General features: G+C 71.6%; 1 protein-coding gene. It reads right to left on the reverse strand.

Annotated elements, in window-relative coordinates; translation table 11 throughout:
- Positions 1 to 440 (reverse strand): PepSY-associated TM helix domain-containing protein (locus HUK84_RS22455; RefSeq protein WP_246285846.1); only part of this gene is annotated, 440 nt, incomplete at its 3' end.
- Between the last annotated feature and the right edge of the window lie 105 nt (positions 441 to 545).

Raw genomic sequence — 545 nt, forward strand, 5'->3', positions numbered from 1 at the left:
AGCCCCTGCTCGCCGGGGGCGGCGGGCGTGTGGTCGGCATGGTGCGTGCGCGTGTGGGCCGGACGGTCGCCGCCCTGGACGCCGAAGAGCGGGCGGGCGAAGGGGAAGGCCAGGACCGTGCCGCTGAGGGCCAGGAACAGCATCATCCCCAACGTCCAGAAGCCCAGGCTGAGATGGGCTTCGCGCCACAGGCGATACCCCCTGGCCCGGGGGGAGACGGTGATCGTGCGGCGCCATTTGCCCGATGCCCACAAGGCCGGATGCGGCCACCACAGGATCAGCCCGGTGATGGCCATCACGCTCAGCAGCACGCCCATCACGCCGGTCGCCTGCTGGCCGTAGGGCAGCAGCAGCAGGTCGGCGTGCAGATCGTGCAACACGCGCAGGATATGCGGCACGATGCGGGTGCGCAGGATTGCGGCGTGGGTTGGGTCGACCATCACCTCGAATTCAGGGTGGCGCTCGCCGGCCCGACCGAAGGCGACGACCGCGCTGTCACCCGGCCAGCGTGGCGGGTCGAAACGCAGGGGCAGCGTGCCGGCGGG

It is taken from the genome of Nguyenibacter vanlangensis, from assembly GCF_013376155.1.
GTDB lineage: Bacteria > Pseudomonadota > Alphaproteobacteria > Acetobacterales > Acetobacteraceae > Gluconacetobacter > Gluconacetobacter vanlangensis.